Consider the following 15,879-nt stretch of genomic DNA (forward strand, 5'->3'; position numbering starts at 1 on the left):
GAACCATTCGATCCAGAGGTGACGGCGCCATGAACAGTTTCTCCTCCCGTGTCGCCACCGCCGCAGCCGCGATCCGCGAGATCTTTCCCGAAACGCCGCTGCAGGAAAACGACTATCTGTCGAAGAAGACGGGGGCTCGGGTGCTGTTGAAGCGCGAGGATCTTTCGCCCGTGCGCTCCTACAAGATCCGCGGCGCCTTCAACTTTTTCCGCAAGGCGCTTGCCGCCGGCAATGAGGCCGAGCTGTTCGTCTGCGCCTCCGCCGGCAACCATGCGCAAGGCTTTGCCTTCGTCTGCCGCCATTTCGGCAAAAAAGGCGTGGTGTTCATGCCGGTGACGACGCCGCAGCAAAAGATCGACAAGACGCGGCTGTTCGGCGGCGATTTCGTCGAGATCAGGCTGGTCGGCGACTTCTTCGACGACTGCTACCGCGCCGCCTTCGAATTCACCGAAAGTTCCGGCGCGCATATGGTGCCGCCCTTCGACCACAAGGATATTATCGAGGGGCAGGCGACGGTCGCCTATGAGATCGCCGACCAGATGCCAGGCGCGCGCATGCCCGACATCATCATGCTGCCGGTCGGCGGCGGTGGCCTGGCCGCGGGGGTGACGCACTATTTCGCCGATCAGCAACGTGACGCGCGCTACGTCTTTTGCGAACCGGCCGGTGCGCCGAGCCTGCATCAGAGCCTCGCCAGCGGCAAGCGCGTCCGGCTCGCCAATGTCGACAATTTCGTCGACGGCGCGGCGGTGGCCGAGATCGGCCGCGAGCCGTTGCGCCACCTCAAGGAGTTCGCCGCTCAGGCGGTGCGGCTGATCCCTGAGAACCGGCTCTGCGCCACCATGATCGAGATGCTCAACATCGAAGGTGTGGTGCTGGAGCCGGCCGGTGCCTTGGCGATCGACGCGTTGAAGGATTTTTCGCGCAAGGAAATCCGCGGCAAGACCATCGTCGCGGTGGTGTCGGGCGGCAATTTCGATTTCGAGCGGCTGCCCGACGTGAAGGAGCGGGCGCTGCGCTTCGAGGGGCTGAAGAAATACTTCATCATCCGCTTTCCGCAGCGGCCGGGCGCGCTGCGCGACTTCCTCGAACTGCTCGGTCCCGACGATGATATCGCCCGCTTCGAATATCTGAAGAAATCGGCACGCAATTTCGGCTCTGTGCTTATCGGCATCGAAACCAAAGACCGGCGTAACTTCGATCTGCTGAGGGCAAATTTCGAGGCCGAGGGCGTGCACTATCAGGACATCACCGACAACGAGACCCTGGCCGGGTTCATCATATGAGCGGCACTGTCTTCGTCGCACTGTTTTCCGGCATCAATGTCGGCGGCAACCGCATCGTCCAGATGGCGGAGTTGCGGGCGTTATTCGAGGCGCTAGGCTTCACCGATGTCGCCAGTTATGTGCAGAGCGGCAATGTCGTGTTCCGGACCAAGAAGGGCGCCGCCGCCACGCTGGCGAAACAGATCGAAGCCGCTTTCGAGAAGAAATGGGGCTTTCATTCGCGCATCATGGTGCGCGATCTCTCCTGGTTCGAACGGTTGGTGAAGGAGAATCCGTATCCGGAAGTCGCCGGCGATCCGACCAAGCTTCACGCCTACACGCTGGAGCGCCAGCCGACGGCGGACGAGATCGCCAGGCTTGCCGAAAAATGCACCGGCCCGGAAAGCTTTGAGGTCAAGGGCGACGTGCTCTACCTCAAGGCGCCGGACGGGCTCGGCAAATCGGTGTTCGCCGGGCTGATCCCGCGCATGCTGAAAGTGCCGGGCACCGCGCGCAACTGGCGCTCGGTGCTGGCGCTGCTGCAGATAGCGCGTTCGCTTTGAACCGCTTCTGCGTTGCGGTCGCGATGCTAATTAAGCCTCGGCTAAACAGTTGTTTTTCTGCAACAATTTTCGATTATCCGGCCTGGGCAGCTTAATGAATACTGCATGTCTGTGCTATGCTCTTTCCGACGCATTGGGGAGTTTCGTGAAACGTCTGCTTCTGGCATTCACTTTCCTGATTTCGGCTTGCGGCGCGACGTTCGCCGCCGACGTGGTTGAGACCGTACCGGCAGGGTTTGTCTGGTCGGGTGGCTATGTCGGCATCAACGCCGGCTATGCCTGGGGACGCGGTGACGCGGTCGACCAGACGGATTCCTTCTTCGACGAGGAGCTTGGTCAGACCCATGACGTCGATACCGACGGCTTCCTCGGCGGCGTTCAGGCCGGTTACAACTGGCAGTCCGGAGCATTCGTCTATGGCGTCGAAGCCGATCTGGGCTATCTCAGCATCGAGGGCGACAGGACTATCGTCGAAGAGCCCGACAATTTCGGATCGGCGAAACTGGGCGTCTATGGCGATCTGACGGCCCGCCTAGGCTACGCCACCGACAGGCTGCTGATCTACGCCAAGGGCGGGGCGGCGGCGACTCACTACAAATTGAGTTATGGCGATACTTTCGATTTTGACGGGGTGCCCGATCCGGACAGCAGCGCATCGAGGAGCGGAGGCCGCTTCGGCTACACGATCGGTGGCGGTGTCGAATGGGCCTTCGCCGACAAATGGACCACGAAGCTGGAATACCAGTACTTCGACTTCGGCAAGGTCCGTTTGACAGATATCGAGGGCAACGACGCAAAGGTGAAGATCGACGCCCATACGATCAAGATCGGCCTGAACTACAAGTTCTGAGCGATCCGTTGTTCCGACGGTTCAGATGGCGTCGCAACCAAGTGACGCCATAACGTTGTCCGGGGCTGGCAGCTTCCGGCGTTCGGCGTTGCGGCTGACAGCAGATCAGGTCGCCGGAGCCTGCTTCCACTCGAAAGTCAGCTCCTCGCGGAAGGCAAAGCGCTTGATGTGATCGGCAACGACGCTCTCCATGCGCTCCAGCGATCCGCTTTCATCCGTCGACACCGTGATATGCAGCGCTGCCGCATCGGCATCGAGAACCGTGCGGCCGAGCGACAGATCGATGGTGCCGTGGTTCGGATCGAACTCGACGGGAAATTTGTGCGCCCAGTGCTTGCACAGCTGCTGCAAATAGCGGCTGGCATATGCGGTGGTGACATCGGCACGGCTGGTCGGCATGAACGAATTCTCCTGGATGAGGCACTGGCTTTGCTTGGCTGGCGCGACAGGCAGGTAAATAGGTGCCGTTGGTCGAAATGGCAAAGGCGGCCGGCTTGTCGGCGCGGCCGCCTCGCTCAAGATGGCGTGATCGCTACCAGGTGCCGGTGTTCGGCATCGATGCCCACGGCTCGGCCTTGGGTTTGGCCGGGCCCTTCTGCAGCAGTTCGAAGGAGATGCCGTCCGGCGACTTGACGAAGGCCATGTTGCCGTCGCGCGGCGGCCGGTTGATGACGACGCCATTGTCCATCAGATGCTGACATGTGGCGTAGATGTCGTCGACCTCATAGGCGAGATGGCCGAAATTGCGGCCGCCCTTGTACTCCTCCGGATCCCAATTGTAGGTCAGTTCGACCAGCGGCGCCTTCTCAGTGATGCCGCTTTCTACATCCTCGGAGGCGGCGAGGAAGATCAGCGTGAAGCGGCCCTGCTCGTTTTCGTAGCGGCGCACTTCCTTAAGGCCGAGCTTGTTGCAGTAGAAATCGAGCGAGACATCGACGTCGGCGACACGGACCATTGTGTGGAGGTAGCGCATGGGATTTCCTCGGGGATGTTGGGTTGCGAGGCAACATAAGGTCCACCCCGCCGAAGGGCAACGAGCATCGGACCGAAGATGGTCACCGGTTTGGAAAAATCAGATGCTCTGACAGAAGCGCCGGACACAAGTGGTTGCCGATTTCGGCGAAATCCCTTGCAAATTGCCGACCGGTTGACCGCCTTGACGGATCGTCATTGCTGTCGGCAGCGACGCCGGCAAACAACAAGTCGGCTATTCCTGTATTCAACCGTGAAAAAAGGCACGGCAGGTCTTGCACACCCCGGAAGCGGCGGTGTTAATCTAATGTCAAGAATCACTTGCGGTTTTCTTGAAAAAAAAGGGGGCGTTCTTATGGGGGATAAGGCCTCTTTCACGAGGCGGGATGAGAACCTTGACGACGCCCTGAAGCGCGACAGTGGCGGCGATACCGCCGACCTTGTCGAAATCGCCGGCGCCATCAAATGGTTCGACGTGGCCAAGGGCTACGGTTTCATACTACCCGATGACGGTTCTTCGGGCGACATCCTCCTCCATGTCACCTGCCTTCGAAAGGACGGTTTTCAGACTGCATTGGAGGGCGCGCGTGTCGTGTGCCTTGTCAAGCATGGCGACCGTGGTTTGCAGGCTTTCCGGGTGCTGTCCATGGACACCGCCACGGCGGTCCATCCGGCCGAGATGCAGGAACAGCGCACCCATGTGGCGGTGACGCCGGAAAGCGGGCTCGAGCGGGCGCTGGTTAAGTGGTTCAACCGCACCAAGGGCTTCGGCTTTCTGACGCGCGGCGAGGGCACCGAGGATATCTTCGTCCATATGGAGACGCTGCGCCGCTATGGCATCACCGAGCTCAGGCCCGGACAGGTCGTGCTGGTGCGTTTCGGACGCGGTGACAAGGGCCTCATGGCTGCCGAGATTCACCCCGATATGGGCACCTTGCCGGTCGCGCATTAGGACGCGAGCCCTCCTGAGGAAATCAGGACGGCTCTTTCTTGGTTTCACCACGATCTTATCCGAATACCTGAGACCACTTTTAGGGATCATGGTCTTTGGTCGAGGATTTCCAATGGCGTACAGGAACTGGCTGACAGCGGGCGCGCTCTGCGTCATCGTTGCGGTAGCCGCAGGCGCTTACTTCTATTCCGGGCAGCCGACCGCATCCCAGCAGACGATCGCCGGCGGTCAGGCGATGATCCTTCCCGTCGATCCGACACCCTTGGTCGTGGCGACGAAAGGGGGCAATAAATCCTTTTCCATCGAAGTCGCCGACACCGACTCGGAACGCGAGGCCGGCCTGATGTATCGCCAGGATATGGCCGACAATCATGGCATGCTGTTCGTCTTCGAGATGCAGAAGCAGGTCGGCTTCTGGATGCACAACACGCCGATGCCGCTCGACCTGATCTTTGTTGGACAGGACGGCAAGGTCCGGGCCGTCAAGCACGGCACTCCATTGTCCGATGCAGTCATCTCGCCGGGTGTGCCAGTGCGCTTCGTGCTGGAGCTCAAGGCCGGCACCGCCGCCAAAAACGGCATCGACCATGGCGATCTGCTGCGCCATCCGGCCGTCGGCACGGTGTCCGGCCCCGGCATGCCGCCATCGGACAAGGGCAACGCGCCCACGCCCGGCGCCGGCTGAGCCGCTCCCGATGCAATTCTTCTCCCATGACGGGTTCGACTTCGCCTTCCTCGACCGCCAGCCGGCGTCGGGCGATCGCGATCCGGTGCTGATGATCCACGGCTTTGCCTCCAGCCACTATGTCAACTGGGTCTCGCCCGGCTGGTTCAAGACGCTGAACGACGCCGGCTACCGCGCCATCGCCTTCGACAATCGCGGCCACGGCTCGTCGTCGAAGAGCTATGACGAGGCCGACTACACACCAGCCAAAATGGCCTCGGATGCGGCGGCCCTGCTCGACCATCTCGGCATTGGGCGCGCGCATGTCATGGGCTATTCGATGGGCGCGCGCATTTCGGCGTTCCTGGCGCTGTCGGATCCGGACAGGGTGGCGACGCTGGTCTTCGGCGGGCTCGGGATCGGCATGGTCGACGGGGTCGGCGACTGGGATCCGATCGCCGAGGCGCTGCTGGCCGACGATCCGGCCGCCACCAGCCATCCGCGCGGCCGCTCGTTTCGCGCCTTTGCCGATCAGACGCGCAGCGACCGCCGCGCGCTGGCCGCCTGCATCGCCACGTCGCGCGAACTGCTCAGCGAACACGACATGACGCGCATCGCCCAACCGACGCTGATTGCGGTCGGGACGACAGACGATATCGGCGGCTCGCCCGACGAGCTCGCCGCGCTGATGCCGAACGCCAAGGTGTTTCACATAGACGGCCGCGACCATATGCTGGCTGTGGGCGACAAGACCTTCAAGCAGCGGGTTTTGGAGTTTTATGCCGAAAATCCGCTTTAACCGGTAAGCGATTTTCGGGCGATATGGATTGGGCGGCCGGCGAGGGGTGGCAAACAATGGCACAATGGGGAAGAAGCGCCGAGCTCTGCCGGGCGCCGTCGTGACAAGCAAGTTCGGCAAGCGTTCCGTCATCCTGGCGCTGCTCGCCTTCGGTGCCGGTGTGATGGCGCTGACCACAATGGTGGCGCTTCCGACCCACGCATCCGAGCGTGCCCAGAACATCGCCACGGGTTTCTTCATGGCGGTTTTCCTGCTGGCAGGGCCGTTGGCGCATATTGCCGGATTGATTTTCGGGCTGATGGCGCTGGTGCGTTCGAACGATAGCCGCGTGCTTGGGGTCGTCGGCATCCTGCTCAACGGCGGCTCCCTGGCGGTTGGCTTCCTGCTGCTTGTGGCAATGGCATCGACGATCGGCGCTTTCACCTGATCGGGGACGAGTAATGGCCGGATGGGGAAGAAGCACGATAGCAATGCCCGGCGTGGCGGGGCGGAGCAGCTTGGGCAAACGCTCGGTGATCCTGGCCCTGCTGGCGTTCGCAATGGATTTTGCGGCGGTGGTCACGCTGGCGTTGATGCCAGGCGAGGCGTCGCTGGCCGCTCAAAACGTCCTCGGCGGGGTTTTTCTGCTGGTGTTTCTCGTTGCGGCGCCGCTGGCGCACATCACCGGCGTGGTTTTTGGCTTGATGGCACTGGGACGTTCAAACGACAATCGTGTCCTCGGCATCGTCGGTATCATCCTCAACGGGCTGTCGTTGGTGATCGGCCTGTTCTTTGTTTGGGCGGCCACCAAGTCCGTTGGCGCCTTCAGGTGATCGATCTTCGTCTGGCTTGCAGCCGGAGGCGGTGCCGCTTTGGTTGACCTTCTCGTCACCTATATGGACATGCGCGAACCGAATTCGGCGCCGGCTTTCGACTGCCCGCTATCGGGCGCCACGGTGGCGCGTGAAACACTTGATGTGGCCGACTATATCAGCCTCTACCACGCGGTCGGCGAGCCCGTGCAATGGGACCAGCGGCTGCGCATGCCGGCGGAAGACCTCGAGCGCCTGCTGGCGCTGCCCTCGACACATATCCACGTGCTGCGCGTCGAGGGCGTGGCCGCTGGCCTGTGCGAATTCAACGGCGTCGGCCAGCCTGAGGTCGAGCTGGTTCATTTCGGGCTGATCCCCGTCTTCCACCGCCGCAGGCTTGGGCCATTCCTGCTCGACCAGGCGCTTCGCGCCATCTGGTCGCGGGCGCCGCAAAGGGTCTGGCTTCATACCGACACATACGACCATCCGGCCGCGCAATCGGTCTACAGGCGCGCCGGTTTCAAAGCCTATGCGCAGCGCATGGAGACATTTCCGGATTAGGATTTGAGCGTTTCTAGAGACCGCGCCAGGTTTTGCCTGGCCTGGGGCTCGAACCTGTGGCGGAATTCCTGCGTGTGAAAAATATGCTGGCGCGCGAGGAAAGTCTTGAGAATCGCGCCGCGACCGGCGCGCCACATCGGCTCCTCGACCCAGCCATATTCGCGGCGGACCGCTTGTTCATAGGCGTCGAAAGCGTCGGCTGACGCACCCAGGATCGCCAGGTCCATGTCGAGGAAAAGCGCTGCGTCGCGGAGGGCGTTCTCATCGGCAAGGCACCGTGGTTGAAGGCTGGGCAGTTCATGCGTGGCGGTGGCGACGATCATCGCCGCTATGCGGCCGAGGCGCTCCGGATCGGTGCGGGCGGCAAGTTTGTCCTGCGCAAGTGCCGCACTCCTGGCCTCGTTGTCCTTGGCGCGGCTGTCATATATGGCGTCATGGAACCAGATTGCGGCTTCGACGGCGCCGGAATCATGCAGCGATGCTCGATATTCGTCCGCCAGCGCCAGCAACGCCTCTATATGGGCGAGGTTGTGATAGTGGCGATCCGGAGCTTGATAGAGCGCGGAGAGCGCGCGTTTCAGCGGAGCGTCGATCAAGGGTTCGTTTTCCATGGCGGCTTGAATTTCCGTGAACCAAATCCATTTCACCGAGCACTAAGGAAAATTGAGTTCAATCGTGCTATGATCTGGCTTATATGTGCCGCCGGAGAATAGGCAAGCGGCCAGGACGCAGGACAAGACGTCGATGAACAGCATCAGCATTTCCCGCCCCACAATGGTCCAGCCGATCGATCCGATCTGGCGTTCGGTCCGCGACGAGGCGATGGAAGCGGTCAACCGCGACCCGCTTCTGGCGGCGTTCCTCTATTCGACCATCCTCAACCAGGAGAGCCTGGAGGAAGCTGTCATCCATCGGCTCGCCGAGCGGCTCGCGCATCAGGACATCGGCTCCGACCTCATCCGCCAGACGTTCAAGTCGATGCTGGCCGACGACAAGGAATGGTCGTCGATCGTGCGTGTCGACATCCAGGCCTATTACGACCGCGATCCGGCCTGCGACCGCTTCATCATGCCGGTGCTCTATTTCAAGGGTTTCCATGCCATCCAGACGCACAGGCTGGCACATTGGCTGTGGAATCAGGGCCGCAAGGATTTCGCGCTCTATCTGCAGAGCCGCTCGTCCTCGGTGTTCCAGACCGACATCAACCCGGCCGCCCGCATCGGCAAGGGCATCTTCATCGACCACGCCACCGGCCTCGTCGTGGGCGAGACGGCGGTGATCGAGGACGATGTGTCGATCCTGCATGGCGTGACGCTGGGCGGCACCGGCAAAGCCGGCGGCGACCGTCACCCCAAGATCCGTTACGGCGTGCTGATCGGCGCCGGCGCCAAGATTCTCGGCAATATCGAGATCGGCCATTGCTCGAAGATCGCGGCAGGCTCGGTCGTGCTGTCGCCGGTGCCGCACAACAAGACGGTTGCCGGCGTACCGGCCCGCGTCGTCGGCGAGACCGGTTGCGACCAGCCTTCGCGGCAGATGGACCAGCTTTTGCCGTCGCAGTCGATGGATCAGGTCGTCAGCTTCGACATCTGATTTGCAACACCCGGCGTGCCGGACTGAGTCCGGTTGCCGGCGCCGTTGCCCCTGGAGCATGATGCCGAAACGTGTGAGGCGGTTTTCGGACGACATCATGCTCTACCTCCTTGATTTAGAGGCGGATTTGGATTCGACCTGAAATCATCCGGCCCCAGGGTTCGCGTTCTATCCAGCCGGCTTGCCTTTACATCGCCATTGTCGACGTGCCAGAAGCGCGTTCCAACGAGCAAGCCCGACGATCGGAGAAGACTTTTGAAGCCGGACGAAATCAGAAAGCTGGACGCCTATTTCAAGCGCGTCTTCCAGAATCCCAAACTCGAGGTGAAGGCGCGGCCGCGCAAGGAAGATTCGGCCGAGGTCTATGTCGGCGACGAGTTCCTCGGCATCGTCTTCAAGGACGAGGACGACGGCGACTATAATTTCTCGATGGCGATCCTCGACATCGATCTGGCCTGAGCCCAGACGGCTACGGACTTCGGCGATTGGCGGCAGCCAGCTGCGCCATCGTCATCCCGGGGAGAAGCAGCCGCAGAGCGGCGTCGCTGAGACCCTGGGATACATTCCGGGCCTCGGCTCAGGAATGTGGCGGTCCAGAACTGCCTCTGCTGCTTCCCAACAGTAATTCTGCACCGCTTCGCTGCCTTAAGGGCATGGAACGGATCCTCGGGTCCGCGCGGCTTCGCGCCCGTGTATGACAAAAGCAGAGGGCCGCTACCGTGCGGTCTTTAAGACGCGCGTGGCCTCGGCAACGATAGCGGCGTCAAGCGCCGGCCAGTTGCCCAGCAACTCCCGGGGAAAGCGGTAGGTCAGGCTGAGGCTGTCGCCGACCTGGATGTCCCGCTCGCAGGGCGCCAGCGATTCCTCGGCGCTCGGTCCGCTCAGGCAGCGGGCGACGAACGGGTCCTTGCCGGCCCGGTCGGCGACCGCAAGCACCTCGTTGAGATGGCCTGATTTTTCCGTAAAACCGTAAATCGTCGTGCCGCCGGGGCCGGGCGCGCCGGGCTGGCTGATGAGCGCGCTGTAGATCGGCGCGAAACGGCCGCTCATGTCGCGCGACATCATCTGCGGTTCGAACGACAGGAAGATGATGTTTTTGGCCGTGCCCGTGTGGTTGAAATCGTCGCGTGCGGCTTCGCTGTAGCCGTCCATCTGGGGATAGCGCAGATAAAGGTCGAGGCGCGAAGCGATGCCGTCGCGCCGCGCCTGCAGGAAGCGGATGGCGTTGGCCGGCACGGCAATGACATTGTTGCCGATCACCACCTTGTGGACTGTGGTGTCGTCGGTGTAGCCGGCCATGGCGATCGAGCGGCCGAACCATTTTCCGCCAAGGCTGATCGCCAGCGACAGCAGCGCCAGTGCGGCAAAGGCATAGAACACCCGCTTCATCAGCACGGAATCGACGACGTTGAATTCTTCGGCGGTCGCTGCCTGCTTCATCGCAATCCCCATAGTCGCCGCCGTCTGTCCCTGGGCTGCACACATGCCGCGGCACGGCTCTTGCTGCGCTGGACGCGACTGTGCGATCTCATGGTAAACGGAAGGTAAAGATGAGCCTGCTGCTGCCCGTTCTCTTCGCTTTTGCCGTCGGGCTCACAGCCTGCGGGCTTACCGGGTCCGTGATGGAACTGGCGGCGGGCCGCCGGCTTGCCTTTGCCGAACCTTATGTGTCGCCGGCGTACATCCTGCGCTCGCTGGCCGCGACCGCTTGCGCCGGTCCGTTCATGCTCGCCAACGATGCGCTCGATGCGCGGCGCGACGGCCGCATTTCGATGCTGATGCTGGTGTCCTGCGGCTGCACGGTGATCGCCTGGGCGCTGGCGCTGGGCATCGTGCTGATCGCCATTGCCTCCTGGGGCATTGGCTCTCCTGGTGCGCTTCAGCTGTTGGTGGAATCGCTGGCGCGGTATTTGCCTTGAGGCAATTGCTGGGGAAACCGCTACGCGGTTTTCCCAGGATTGTTCTAGGGTTTGTCCCGGCCTGCGACGAATCGGAGACTGGAAATGCCGACCTATGCAATCGACGGAAAATCGCCCCGTTTCGAGGATGCCGACAGCAACTGGATCGCGCCCGATGCGACCTTGATCGGCGACATCAGCGTCGGTCGCAATGCCGGCTTCTGGTTTGGCGCAGTCATCCGCGGTGACAATGAGCCGATCGTCGTCGGTGCCGACAGCAATGTCCAGGAGCATACGGTGATGCACACCGATCCCGGCTTTCCGCTGACGATAGGGCAAGGCTGCACCATCGGCCACCGCGCCTTGCTGCATGGCTGCACGATCGGCGACAACAGCCTGATCGGCATGGGCACCATCGTGCTCAACGGCGCCAGGATCGGCAGGAATTGCCTGGTCGGCGCCGGCGCACTGGTCACCGAAGGCAAGGAGTTCCCCGACAATTGCCTGATCGTCGGCTCGCCCGCGCGGGTGATCAGGACGCTGGACGATGCCGCGGTCGCCAGGCTGCGCGCCTCGGCCGCGCACTATGTCGCCAACGGCAAGCGCTTCAAGGCCGGGCTGAAGAAGGCCTGAACTCTATTCCTGTTTGACGATGATCTTTCCCGAACGGCGGGTCAGCGCAGCAAAAATCGTTTCTCGCTTTCGCTGACGCGGTCCTTCGGTTCGGGATCATGGTCTGAAATGGTGGAGCCGGCCCGGGGACGGGGCCGGCTCCTTAAAACCCGGTCGTTGGGGACGGGGAGGGTGGGGACTCGACCGGGCTTTCTCGTTAGGCACGTCGCATTATTCGATGTGCTTGACCTCTGTAATGGCGTCCTAGCGGACGCTGGCGACCGCGTCGGCGCGGCCGTCGTTGATCGTCACCCACACGCCGGAATTCTGGTCGGACTGGCGCTTCAGGTAGGTGTAGTCGGTGTCGGTCCAGGACAGCACCTTGGACTCCAGATTATCGAGGATGAACTCGCCGAGGCTGGTGCGCACGGTCAGCACCGCATGGCCGTCGCCATTTTGTTGGCGCGCCACGGTCATCAAGAGATTGCCGGCGGGAACGCCAAGCGCCATCAATTCGCGGCGCTTCTCCAGCGCATAATCCTCGCAGTCGCCGAAGCCGCTGTCGGGATAGGACCAGACCTCTTCCTTGCCCCACATTTCCATGTCGGTGCGCGGCACGATCCGGGTGTTGACAGAATTGTTGACGTCGACGATCGCCGCCCACAGCTTGCGGGTCAGTTCGACCGGTGTCTGCTTCGGCGTGCGCTGAGCGCATTCCTGCGGCAGCTTCTGGCAGAATTCGTAGTGACCGACCGGCTGTGTCGTGCGGCCGCCAGTGTGCATGTAGGCCGGTCCTGCTGCTTGCGCCGTTCCCCAAGCGGGAAGCTGCATCGCCATTGCCAAGAGCAACAGCTTGCCCCACATCTTTGCCATTCGTCAGTCTCCCCGTTTGAGGAGACAATGACAGCGTTGGATTTATTTGACGCAAAAACCCGAAGTAGACATTGAGTAAAACCCCAATAGAATAAGCGTAAAATTTGATCTATTTTAATATAAAATCGTTCAGGGTCTCGGCGTAAAACCGCGGTGTCGGAGGCGCGGATTCCGGGTGGAGCCGTGGATTTGCGAGTGCCGCTACAAGCTGCAGAGGCAGGCGGAACGCCGGCAACAAAAAACCGGCCGCGCAGGGCGGGTTCGTCTTTGCTGCCTGTTGCCGATCGTTCAGGCGCGCGGAGCGTTGAACTCGGAATCGAGCGTTTCCGGGCGCTGGATGACGGCGAATTCGATGGCGACGCCATCCTCGAAATGACGCACCACCTGGCCACGCATGGTGCCCAGCATCACCTGGATGCCGAGCGCCGGCTTGACGTCGATCTCGACCGCCGCGCCCGACAGCGACAGGTCGATGATGCGGCACTGGTACTGCCGCCCATCGGTGAGCTGCAGCACGCTTGTCGGGTTGCGCGGCGCCACGCGTTCGTGGCGGCGGTCTTCCGGCAGGTCGAGTTCATGCTTGTTGGCGAGCCAGGTCAACTGCGCGGCCAGTTTGTCCTTCTTGCGATCCGAGGCAATGACGGTCATGGCAAAGCCGTCCTGCGAAGTGCGCGTCACCACGCCCTCGATGCGGCCGATATGATCGATATAGGCAATGATTTTTTCGCCCGGCATGCCGACGCGCTCGGTGCGCAGCGCGACATTGCCCGGCGACATATCGACGACCTGGCAGGGGTGCTCGGTGCGGTCCTCCAGCATGAAGCGCCCGTAGATCTTGACCCGGACGCGCTGAAAATTACGCCTTTCGGCGCGGGACGGTGCGTATTCGACCGCCGCTAACCTCATGACTGCCTACACCCCGTTGGCATTCCCGCGTCGTGCGTGGAATCTCGGCAAAAACTACAGCCAAGCAGGTTAACAAAGGGGAAAAGCGGGCCGCCGATAGTTAAGATTAGCGCCGGCTTGGAGACTATTGCTCGCGCCCGCCGTCGAACACGACGAGGTGGCGGATACGGCGCGACCGACCGAGCGCCGAGATGGTCTCCGGCGCTTCGAGTTCGGGAGCCAACGACGGAACGGATATTTCCGGCCGGTTTTTCAGGAACATCGGGTCCTTGTCGGGATCGATGACGTGGATGGCATCGATCAGCGCATCGGTGATCGGGTCGGCGCCCAGCCAGAACGGCTTTTCCACGGCGCTGATGACGCCGAGGCAGCGCGGGTTCTCGACGCCGCCATCGAGCGGCAGCGCAAGCAGTTCGAAGTGGTTGGAACGGCCGCTGCGGCTGAACCCCTCATAAGTGATCAGCACCACGGATTTCTGCTCGAAAACCCCGTGAATGAGGCGCGACACCAGCCGCTGGTCCTTCTCACGCCATAGCGAGGGGAACGAAAAACCCTTGAGCTCGCGGCCGTAGCCGGCGCAAAGCCTGGTGCCGGCAAGCCGGAACACCGCTTCGCCACGCGTATCCCTTTCCAGGATGAAGGTGTCGGCCAAAAGCGCCTTGATGTCGGCAGGTTCGATCTCCGAACGCTTTGGGGCAGGACGTCCACCACGCAGGCGATTCCAATAATGGAACAGCGCGATTGATCCGTTCTGGTTCATGCTATTAAACTCCGCGCATTCTGCCGTCTGATGGTCCCATCGGTGAACAGAAAGGGCGCCCTCCGATGACCTACATGCGTTCCGGAGCAGGATGCGTGCCAGCGTCGTTAAGACTTGTTCACGGGTCGGGGGCGTTAAGGTTAACAAGTGGTTTACGTTGCGCGCGCAGGCTTGCCATGGCACACCAAAACCACTCCAGAAGCGGTCGTTTCGCGACGACCAACAGCACTTCGGTCAATAGTTTTAGGGGAGCAGGGGGCTCGACCAGCCGTTCAAGGGAAACCTTGGACGGCTTCTTTTTGATTCGCGGTTTGTGATTCGCGCTTTGTGATTCGTAGTTTGTGATTTGTCCGGGCATGGCCTAGATGCTCGCGACACGCAAATCCCTGGATCAGAGCATATGAGCGAACCGGCCGGCCCCCTGGAGACCGAACAGACCGCGGAGGCGCCGCCGCCGCGCCGCGAGCCGGTGTTCAACCTGCCACCGGCGGTGCTGGCGGTGATCGGCATCTGCGTTGCCGTCTTCCTGCTGCAGCAATATGTGCTGACCGAAGAGCAGCAGATAACATTGCTCACCGACGGCGCCTTCATTCCGGTCCTCTACACCGGCCAATACGGTTTCGACTGGTTCCTCTTCACCCGTCCTTTCACCTATGCCTTCATGCATGGTGGCGTTGCCCACATTGCCATCAACATGGTTGCGCTGGCCGCCTTCGGGTCGCCGCTGGCCAACCGTCTCGGCTGGTTCTGGTTCGCCTTGTTTTTCGCCGCCACCGGGCTGGCCGCGGTGGTGCTGTTCTGGGCGGTCCATCCATACGGCGAAGCACCGCTGGTCGGCGCTTCCGGGGCGATATCGGGCATGATGGGTGCGGCGGCTCGCTTCGGGTTCCGTACCGACCGCTCCTCCGGCAGGGCGGCCTTTGCCGGTCCCGTGCTGCCGATCGCAGTCGTTTTGCGCATGCGCGGCGTCGTCAATTTTCTCGGCGCCTGGATGGTCATCAATCTCGCCACCGGCCTTTACGGTCTCGGGCTCGGAGAACCCGGCCAGATCGCCTGGGAAGCGCACATTGGCGGCCTCGTCGCAGGCTTCTTCGGATTGCGCTGGTTCGACCGGCGCTGGCGGGCGCCTGAATGGGAGATCCCCGACGACCAGCGCACCCCCCACTAGCGCACTCTATTGGCGCACCCCACTGGCACACCCCACTGGCACACTTGAAAAGCAACCGATCACGGCGCACGATGTTCACTCTTATGTGAAGCCGGTCAGGGCGGGAGCTGGCTAGCCAAGCAGGAGGAGGAGGACGCCATGACGGTTAAGGCAATTCTCGAGAGAAAAGGCCATGACGTGTTCACGCTCGGGCCGAATGTAAAGCTCAGCGAAGCCATTCGAATCCTGGCCGACCACAAGATCGGTGCACTGGTCATCACCAACGGCGATCGCAAGATCGTCGGCATCCTTTCCGAGCGTGACATCGTGCGGGTCGTTGCCAGGGAAGGCGCTGCCGCACTTGATATAACGGTACGCTCGGCGATGACGCCGAAAGTGAAGATCTGCAACGAGAACCACACGGTCAACGAGGTGATGGAGATCATGACCAAAGGCCGTTTCCGCCATCTGCCGGTGGAAAAGGATGGGCTGCTCGACGGGATCGTGTCGATCGGCGACGTGGTCAAGCGCCGCATCGAGGATGTCGAGCGCGAGGCCGACGAAATCAGGGCCTATATCGCAACGGCCTGACCTGACGAAGAAACCGCCGTCCGAATACCGGCCGGCGGCGTTCATTCTATCGGTTGCCGAGCGGCCGAAAGGGGCTGAAAAG

General features: G+C 61.8%; 22 protein-coding genes. 15 read left to right on the top strand and 7 right to left on the bottom strand.

The features are described 5' to 3' along the window. Positions 1-29 precede the first annotated feature (29 nt). The 3 genes from ilvA to NKI61_RS07295 all read left to right on the top strand — a co-directional run bounded on the left by ilvA (position 30) and on the right by NKI61_RS07295 (position 2,678). Positions 30-1,286 carry a threonine ammonia-lyase IlvA gene (gene ilvA, locus NKI61_RS07285; protein ID WP_023715803.1) on the top strand — a complete coding sequence of 419 codons (1,257 nt, stop codon included), beginning with the start codon at positions 30-32 and terminating at the stop codon, positions 1,284-1,286. After that, complete coding sequence (locus NKI61_RS07290) at positions 1,283-1,828, top strand: DUF1697 domain-containing protein (protein WP_352839088.1); 546 nt, start codon at positions 1,283-1,285, stop codon at positions 1,826-1,828. The genes ilvA and NKI61_RS07290 overlap by 4 nt, the downstream gene beginning before the upstream one ends. Before the next feature lie 145 nt (positions 1,829-1,973). Next, the gene (locus NKI61_RS07295; protein ID WP_352518634.1) at positions 1,974-2,678 is read left to right on the top strand and encodes an outer membrane protein; all 705 of its coding nucleotides are present in this window, start codon (positions 1,974-1,976) and stop codon (positions 2,676-2,678) included. A 105-nt stretch (positions 2,679-2,783) separates the two neighbouring features. Here NKI61_RS07295 and NKI61_RS07300 read toward each other — a convergent pair whose 3' ends face one another. Beyond that, positions 2,784-3,077: a DUF2218 domain-containing protein gene (locus NKI61_RS07300; RefSeq protein WP_023681521.1), complete on the bottom strand. Its 294-nt coding sequence runs from the start codon at positions 3,075-3,077 to the stop codon at positions 2,784-2,786. Positions 3,078-3,210: 133 nt separating this feature from the next. Then, positions 3,211-3,651, bottom strand: a complete 441-nt coding sequence (locus NKI61_RS07305; protein WP_352518633.1) for a VOC family protein — start codon at positions 3,649-3,651, stop codon at positions 3,211-3,213. 354 nt (positions 3,652-4,005) lie between these two features. On the opposite strand from NKI61_RS07305, the gene NKI61_RS07310 reads away from it, so the two are divergent. The 6 genes from NKI61_RS07310 to NKI61_RS07335 all read left to right on the top strand — a co-directional run bounded on the left by NKI61_RS07310 (position 4,006) and on the right by NKI61_RS07335 (position 7,417). Beyond that, positions 4,006-4,602, top strand: coding sequence for a cold-shock protein (locus NKI61_RS07310; RefSeq protein WP_031194802.1), 597 nt, complete (start codon positions 4,006-4,008; stop codon positions 4,600-4,602). A 112-nt stretch (positions 4,603-4,714) separates the two neighbouring features. After that, entirely contained in the window at positions 4,715-5,287 is a 573-nt protein-coding gene (locus NKI61_RS07315) for a DUF192 domain-containing protein (protein ID WP_352839089.1), read from the top strand. Between the two features lie 10 nt (positions 5,288-5,297). Continuing rightward, complete coding sequence (locus tag NKI61_RS07320; RefSeq protein ID WP_352839090.1) at positions 5,298-6,065, top strand: alpha/beta fold hydrolase; 768 nt, start codon at positions 5,298-5,300, stop codon at positions 6,063-6,065. A gap of 100 nt (positions 6,066-6,165) precedes the next feature. Continuing rightward, positions 6,166-6,492 carry a hypothetical protein gene (locus NKI61_RS07325; protein ID WP_156933922.1) on the top strand — a complete coding sequence of 109 codons (327 nt, stop codon included), beginning with the start codon at positions 6,166-6,168 and terminating at the stop codon, positions 6,490-6,492. A 70-nt stretch (positions 6,493-6,562) separates the two neighbouring features. Continuing rightward, on the top strand, positions 6,563-6,877 hold the full coding sequence (locus NKI61_RS07330; protein WP_023667509.1) for a hypothetical protein: 315 nt from the start codon (positions 6,563-6,565) through the stop codon (positions 6,875-6,877). A gap of 39 nt (positions 6,878-6,916) precedes the next feature. After that, positions 6,917-7,417, top strand: a complete 501-nt coding sequence (locus tag NKI61_RS07335) for a GNAT family N-acetyltransferase (protein ID WP_023734418.1) — start codon at positions 6,917-6,919, stop codon at positions 7,415-7,417. Here the strand turns inward: NKI61_RS07335 and NKI61_RS07340 are convergent. Then, positions 7,414-8,028, bottom strand: a complete 615-nt coding sequence (locus NKI61_RS07340) for an HD domain-containing protein (protein ID WP_027050421.1) — start codon at positions 8,026-8,028, stop codon at positions 7,414-7,416. The two genes, NKI61_RS07335 and NKI61_RS07340, sit on opposite strands and share 4 nt — an antisense overlap. A gap of 133 nt (positions 8,029-8,161) precedes the next feature. Here NKI61_RS07340 and cysE point away from each other — a divergent pair, with 133 nt between their 5' ends. Continuing rightward, positions 8,162-9,010 carry a serine O-acetyltransferase gene (cysE, locus tag NKI61_RS07345; RefSeq protein ID WP_023691209.1) on the top strand — a complete coding sequence of 283 codons (849 nt, stop codon included), beginning with the start codon at positions 8,162-8,164 and terminating at the stop codon, positions 9,008-9,010. A 255-nt stretch (positions 9,011-9,265) separates the two neighbouring features. After that, entirely contained in the window at positions 9,266-9,469 is a 204-nt protein-coding gene (locus NKI61_RS07350) for a DUF3126 family protein (protein WP_006200852.1), read from the top strand. A 255-nt stretch (positions 9,470-9,724) separates the two neighbouring features. On the opposite strand, the gene NKI61_RS07355 is transcribed toward NKI61_RS07350, so the two are convergent. After that, positions 9,725-10,450, bottom strand: a complete 726-nt coding sequence (locus tag NKI61_RS07355) for a hypothetical protein (protein ID WP_352839091.1) — start codon at positions 10,448-10,450, stop codon at positions 9,725-9,727. Positions 10,451-10,560: 110 nt separating this feature from the next. Between NKI61_RS07355 and NKI61_RS07360 the strand changes: the two genes are divergently transcribed. Together NKI61_RS07360 and NKI61_RS07365 are read left to right on the top strand one after the other, a co-directional pair. After that, on the top strand, positions 10,561-10,929 hold the full coding sequence (locus NKI61_RS07360) for a DUF6949 family protein (protein ID WP_023734415.1): 369 nt from the start codon (positions 10,561-10,563) through the stop codon (positions 10,927-10,929). Between the two features lie 84 nt (positions 10,930-11,013). Beyond that, positions 11,014-11,541 carry a gamma carbonic anhydrase family protein gene (locus NKI61_RS07365; protein WP_023710583.1) on the top strand — a complete coding sequence of 176 codons (528 nt, stop codon included), beginning with the start codon at positions 11,014-11,016 and terminating at the stop codon, positions 11,539-11,541. A gap of 243 nt (positions 11,542-11,784) precedes the next feature. Here NKI61_RS07365 and NKI61_RS07370 read toward each other — a convergent pair whose 3' ends face one another. The 3 genes from NKI61_RS07370 to NKI61_RS07380 form a co-directional block, all read right to left on the bottom strand. Next, positions 11,785-12,393 (bottom strand): transglutaminase-like cysteine peptidase, encoded by a 609-nt coding sequence (locus tag NKI61_RS07370; RefSeq protein ID WP_502899862.1) that lies wholly within the window; start codon positions 12,391-12,393, stop codon positions 11,785-11,787. A gap of 288 nt (positions 12,394-12,681) precedes the next feature. After that, positions 12,682-13,299: a PilZ domain-containing protein gene (locus NKI61_RS07375; RefSeq protein ID WP_352839092.1), complete on the bottom strand. Its 618-nt coding sequence runs from the start codon at positions 13,297-13,299 to the stop codon at positions 12,682-12,684. 124 nt (positions 13,300-13,423) lie between these two features. Next, positions 13,424-14,059, bottom strand: coding sequence for a PAS domain-containing protein (locus NKI61_RS07380; RefSeq protein WP_023706619.1), 636 nt, complete (start codon positions 14,057-14,059; stop codon positions 13,424-13,426). A 400-nt stretch (positions 14,060-14,459) separates the two neighbouring features. On the opposite strand from NKI61_RS07380, the gene NKI61_RS07385 reads away from it, so the two are divergent. Both NKI61_RS07385 and NKI61_RS07390 read left to right on the top strand, forming a co-directional pair. Continuing rightward, the gene (locus NKI61_RS07385) at positions 14,460-15,227 is read left to right on the top strand and encodes a rhomboid family intramembrane serine protease (protein ID WP_023706620.1); all 768 of its coding nucleotides are present in this window, start codon (positions 14,460-14,462) and stop codon (positions 15,225-15,227) included. Between the two features lie 138 nt (positions 15,228-15,365). Further along, entirely contained in the window at positions 15,366-15,797 is a 432-nt protein-coding gene (locus tag NKI61_RS07390) for a CBS domain-containing protein (protein ID WP_023667498.1), read from the top strand. The last annotated feature ends 82 nt before the right edge of the window (positions 15,798-15,879 follow it).

This window comes from Mesorhizobium sp. M0514, from assembly GCF_040321145.1.
Taxonomy (GTDB): Bacteria; Pseudomonadota; Alphaproteobacteria; order Rhizobiales; family Rhizobiaceae; genus Mesorhizobium.